We start from the raw sequence: 5,676 nt of genomic DNA on the forward strand, positions 1-5,676 counted from the left end.
TTTCCGACCTCTTTCCCCTGAACTTTGACGGTCGATTTCGGTATCATGCTTATCTCGGAAAGCGTATAGTTGAGTCCCATGGAGTCGAGCGAAAGCTTCACCTTATGGAACTCCACGGCCGGGGTGAATACCTCGAAGACGCCGTCCTCGTCGTTCCTGACGACGTCGTCCGCCCCGGCCTCGATCGCCGCCTCCATGAGCTTTTCCTCTTCAACGGAAGCTATGTCGAAGGTGAAGAGTCCTTTTTTCTCGAACATCCAGCTTACCGAGCCGTTCTCCCCGAACCGCCCGCCGAGCTTGGTAAAGACGTTACGCACCTCCGAGACCGTGCGGTTGCGGTTATCGGTCATATAGCTTACGAGGACGGCTATGCCTGCCGGGCCGTAGCCCTCGTAGACGCCCTCCTCGTAGTTTACCCCCTCCATACCGCCTGAGCCCTTCTTAACGGCCCTGTCGATATTCTCCCCGGGCACGTTCTCGGACTTGGCCCTGTCTATGGCGGTCCTGAGCCGGGGGTTGGCCGCCGGGTCGTTCCCCCCGAGCTTTGCGGCAACGGAAATCTCCTTTACGAGCTTGGAGAAGACCTTGCCCCTCCTGGCGTCGCTCCGCGCCTTTTTGTGCTTGATATTAGCCCATTTGGAATGTCCGGACATGGATACCCCTAACTGTTGAAAAGATATGGTTTTAATACCACAAATCCGCTGCTTTTGCAATCATGGAGAGCCCCAACGTGACGCTGGACAGCGTGACGCTGGACAGCGTGACGCTGGACCCAACCACCTGCGGTGGGGCAGTTACGGCTCTATACCGTAGCTCTTTATCTTCCTGTACAGGTGGCTCCGCTCGACCCCTATGGCCTCGGCGGTCCGTGCCACGTTCCCGTCAAACTCTTCGAGCCTGGCCAGGATGAACTCCTTCTCGAACCTTCCCCTGGCCTCTTTCATGGTGCCGTCGAAGCCGGCCGCCGGCCGCGCTCCCCCGTCGCCGCGGATGTAGGCCGGGATGTCGTCGGCCGCTATGGAGTCGGTGTTGGTCATGATGACGAGCCTCTCTATAAGGTTCTTGAGCTCGCGGACGTTTCCGGGCCAGTGGTAGCCCAGAAACATCCTCACCGCACCCTCGGTAATCCCGGGCACCCCCCTTGACGTCTCGCGGGAGAAGAGCTTCAGGTAGTGCTCGATAAAGAGGGGGATGTCGTCCTTCCTCTCCCTCAAGGGGGATATGTGGAACGGTATGACGTTCAGGCGGTAGTAGAGGTCCTCCCTGAAGCCGCCCTTCCGCATCTCTTCGGCTAGATCCTTGTTGGTCGCGGCGACGACGCGCACGTCGACCTTTATTGGCTCCGTGCCCCCGACCCTCTCGAAGGTCCTCTCCTGCAGAATCCTCAAGATCTTGGCCTGGGTCTTAAGGCTCATATCCCCTATCTCGTCGAGGAATATGGTCCCGCCGTCGGCCATGTCGAACTTCCCCTTCTTACGGGAGACGGCGCCGGTGAAGGCCCCCTTTTCGTATCCGAAGAGCTCGCTCTCTATGAGTTCCTCGGGTATGGCGGCGCAGTTGACCGCGACAAAAGGCCTGGCGGACCTCTTCGAGAGGAGATGTATGTTGGCGGCCACGAGCTCTTTACCCGTGCCGTTCTCTCCCGTTATAAGCACCCATGAGTTGGTCGGGGCCACCTTCTTTATGTCCTTCTTGAGGGCCTTCATGGGGGCGGACTTGCCTATTATCTCGTTAGCCTCCTCGGCCCGCTTCCGGAGCGCGAGGTTCTCCTCGACGAGCCTCTTCTGCTCGAGCGCGTGCTCGACTGTGAGCACCACGTGGTCCAGGCTGAGCGGCTTCTCTATGAAGTCGTAGGCGCCGAGCTTTGTCGTCTTTACGGCGGTCTCTATGTTGGCGTGCCCGGATATCATTATTACCGGCACGTTAGGAAGCCTGGCCTTTATCTCCTTCAGGGCGTCCACTCCGTCCGTCCCGGGCATCCATATGTCCAGGAGCACCAGGTCCACGGAGTCCTTGTCGAGGTTCTTAAGGGCCTCGTCGGCGTTCTCGGAGAGGACCACCTCGTAGCCCTCGTCCTTAAGGACCCCCCCGAGGGCCTCCCTGATGCCCCTCTCGTCGTCCACCACCATTATCTTCATATGGTCACCGCCTTCAACGGGAGTTCTATGGTAAACCTCGTGCCCCGCGGCACGTTGTCCCTGACCCTTATGTAGCCGTTATGGTCGGCGATTATGTTGCTCACTATCGCCAGGCCGAGCCCCGTGCCCGACTTCTTGGTGGAGAAGTACGGCTCGAAGAGCCTCGCCTTGTAGTCCTCGGGTATGCCCGAGCCGGTGTCGACGACCTCCAGGAGCGCCATCTTCCGCTCCTCGTCGAGCCGGGTCTCCACCCTTACCTCCCCACCGCCCCCGTCGCCGCCCCCGTCGCTACCCCCGTCGCTACCATCAATGGCCGCTATGGCGTTATCGACGAGGTTTATGATGGCCCTCTTTATCTGGTCCCGGTCTATGTCGAGGGTGGGGAGCCTCGGGTCGGTCGAGGCGCCGAAGGTAATCTTCTTGTGCCCGCCCCTGTAAAAGGAAAGTATCTCCTCGACTATCTCGTTCAGGTCGTTCGGGCCGGGCTCGGCCGCCGGCATCCTGGCGAAGCTCGAAAACTCGTTTACCAGGGTCTTCAACTCCTCGACCTGTTTTACGATAGTCCTCGTGCACTCGTCGAACACGCTCCCGTCGTCGTCGAACTTTTTTAAATACTTCTTCCTCAGACGCTGGGCCGAGAGCTGGATGGGCGTAAGCGGATTCTTTATCTCATGGGCTATCCTCTTGGCGACCTCCTTCCAGGCCACCATCCTCTGGGTCTTCATCAAGTGGGTCAGGTCGTCGAGCACGGCCACCATGCCTATGTAGTCGCCCTTCTCGTCCCTCAAGGCGCTCAAGTTGACGAGCACGGTCATCACCTTGTCCTTCACCTCCACCCGTATCTGCCTCTCAAGCGTTTCGGCCCCCATCTCGTCCATCTCCCTTATCATCTCCCTCAGGACCTCTATGTCCCTGGAGCGCATGACCTCCTCATAGTTCTTCCCGAGCGCGTACCTCTCTTCGGTGCCGAGTATGTCGGCGGCCACCTTGTTGAGCGAGGTTATCTTGCCCGCCTTGTCTAGGGCGATGACCCCGGCCGGCACGTCTCCGAGGACTATCTCGATGTAACGCCTCCTCTGGTCGAGCTCGACGTTTATGTTCCTCAAGGCGAGGTTGGCCTCCTCGAGCCGCCCCTTACCTTCCTTCAGGTCCTCGGTCATCCTGTTGAACGACTTGACGAGCAATCCTATCTCGTCCCTGGATTCGATATTTATCCTGTAGTCGAGGTCGCCGCTGGCCACCGCGTGGGTGCCCTCGGCCAGCTCCTGGATGGGCACGGTAATGCCCTTGGCCAGGTACTGCCCTATCCATATGGCGAAAAAGACTATGAGGAGCGTGATTATGAGCAGTATCATGAAGTAGGTGGTCTTTACGGGGGTCTTGATGAGTTTCTGTTGCTTGTAGCTCTCAAAGGCCGCGGTTATCCCCTTGACCTTGGCGATAAGGCTCCTCGGGACGTGATAGCTGACGGCCACCGCGCCTATTATCTCCCCGCCCTCCTCCGCGGTGACCGGGGCTATGGCCCTTATAACGTCCCCCTCTCCGACGGTCTCGACGAAACTGAAGGCCTCGCCCTTGAAAGCGGAGGCCACCTGCTCGGCGGCTATGTCCGGGACCATGCTCTGGCTGATCCTGTCCGATATGGAGTACGCGGTCCTGAGCCCCTGCAGGGAAAACACCTCGACCGTGGAGACGTCCTCCTCCCTCCTCTTGGTGTCTATGAACTCCCTCAAGGCCTCCCTGTCGAAGACCACCCCCTCGTCCGTTACCGAACGCGCTATGCGCCAGGCGCCGGCCAGCCTCTCCTCGGAGGTGTTCCAATAGTAGTCCTGGGCGAGCTCAAGGGACTCGCCCAGCGCGTCCCCGACCTTTATGTCGAACCACCCGTCTACGCTCTTGTTGATAAAGGTTATAACCACGAAGAAGAGGAGGAAGGTCGGGACTATGGTAAGGCCGATAAAGGCGGAGACGAGCTTGACCCTGAGCCTCGAGCCCATCAACTTGCGCCTGCCCTCGAAGAAGAACTTGACCGCGTTACGGAGGATTAAGAATATCAGGAGGACCAGCAGCAGGATGTTGACGTTTATGAGCCCCAGCACCAGTATGTTGGTGGCGACCGGGACGTCACCGCTTATAATCGAGATGTGCGACTCGATATAGGTGATGAGCGCTATGACGGGGATGAGGAGCAGGATGATGTAGAACTCCCTGTGCCTCCTCCTCTGCTCAGACGCCTCTATGCGCTGCTTCTCGTTCATCTCCTTCATCACGCCGGGTAGCCGGCGCTAAGGGGTGATGGTCGTAACATGCCAGTCGGTCTCGAAGTCCCACAACTTGACGAAAAAGAGCATATAGTCGAGCAGGAAGGGCAGCTCCACGGGGTCGAGCTCGGCCATGAGCCTGAGCTCGTAGCTCTGCCCGCTGCTGAGCTGCGGCTTCGGCTGGAGCGCCGCGTCCAGGCCGGTCACCATAAGGCGCTTCATCTCGCCCGCGTCCTTTGTCGTAAGGACCCTGCCGCTCTCCTCGAGGGTCAGCTCGTACTCCTCCTTCAGGGTGTCGTACTTGACGGTATGCCCGAACTCCCAGGTGCCCACGTGCTTATCGGGCCAGAGATTTCTCACGCGGTGGAGCTTTACTATGAAGGTAAAGGTGGTAGGTATGCCGCTCTTTATCGCCTCCTCTATGTCCTGGGTGAAGGCGTCCTTCACCACGAACGAGAGACGCAGCTCCGAATCGTAATCCACGCGCACCCCGTCCATCCTGGCATCCTCTGCCAGGGAGGAGCCAACGAAGATAAGGGATATAAGGACTGAAAGGAAAAGGGTTCTCACCGGCACACCATACACTCGGGGGTTCTTTCGTACCTCCGCCACGCCGCAACTACCCGGTCCACGGGCGGACGGACATTGCATTAATTTTATACTATAAAGGATTTCCCCTTAAAAAGCAAGAGCTTCGAGGCCGGGGTAGCGTAAGGTATTGTGTGTAAACAAGCTTTCTTCCTTCATACCCGGTGCCACTAACGGCCGTTCAGAAAGTGAAGCACCCCTTCGACTTAGCTCAGGACAGGCGTCATGGTGCCGGGATGAAGATCTGCACGGATAAACTCAGGAATCTCTGAAGCGGCCTTCAAAGGATAGAAGGCGTGGTTGGACAAAGGGATTGGCCGGACGGCCTCGGGCGCAGCTTTAAAAAGTGCGGCAAGCGGATCAGGTGCGCTGTTCCTTCTTGTTCCAGATGCGCGAGATGCCGGCCCTTATGAACTCTTTCCTGACCATCTTCCTGAACTCCGCCTCGTCCACCTTGAACTTAAAGGCCTTCTTGTCGTTTATGAATATGGTGGGGACGTCTTCCTTGTACCTCCGGAAGAGGTCGTCGTTATCGGCGATATCGACCTCCTTCAGGTGAAAAGGAATCTCCGCATTAACCCTCCCGATGGTCGCCTTCACCTCTTTACAGAGGCCGCAGTCTTTCCTGGAGTAGACCTTGACGACAAGCCTTGTTGCCATAACCCCCCCCCCTTTCGGTCCGCTGACCG

General features: G+C 58.3%; 5 protein-coding genes. All 5 read right to left on the minus strand.

Annotation, left to right across the window (positions count from 1 at the left end; all coding sequences use genetic code 11):
• Nucleotides 1-653 (minus strand): YebC/PmpR family DNA-binding transcriptional regulator (locus tag V3W31_04890; protein MEE9614276.1); only part of this gene is annotated, 653 nt, incomplete at its 3' end.
• Nucleotides 654-794: 141 nt separating this feature from the next.
• The gene (locus tag V3W31_04895; GenBank protein ID MEE9614277.1) at nt 795-2,138 is read right to left on the minus strand and encodes a sigma-54 dependent transcriptional regulator; all 1,344 of its coding nucleotides are present in this window, start codon (nt 2,136-2,138) and stop codon (nt 795-797) included.
• Entirely contained in the window at nt 2,135-4,405 is a 2,271-nt protein-coding gene (locus V3W31_04900) for an ATP-binding protein (protein ID MEE9614278.1), read from the minus strand. Before V3W31_04900 ends, V3W31_04895 begins: the two co-directional genes overlap by 4 nt.
• A gap of 18 nt (nt 4,406-4,423) precedes the next feature.
• Nucleotides 4,424-4,975, minus strand: coding sequence for a DUF4390 domain-containing protein (locus tag V3W31_04905; GenBank protein ID MEE9614279.1), 552 nt, complete (start codon nt 4,973-4,975; stop codon nt 4,424-4,426).
• Between the two features lie 372 nt (nt 4,976-5,347).
• Nucleotides 5,348-5,676 (minus strand): glutaredoxin family protein (locus V3W31_04910; GenBank protein MEE9614280.1); only part of this gene is annotated, 329 nt, incomplete at its 5' end.

The sequence above is a fragment of the Thermodesulfobacteriota bacterium genome (genome assembly GCA_036482575.1).
In the GTDB taxonomy this organism is placed as follows: domain Bacteria; phylum Desulfobacterota; class GWC2-55-46; order GWC2-55-46; family JAUVFY01; genus JAZGJJ01.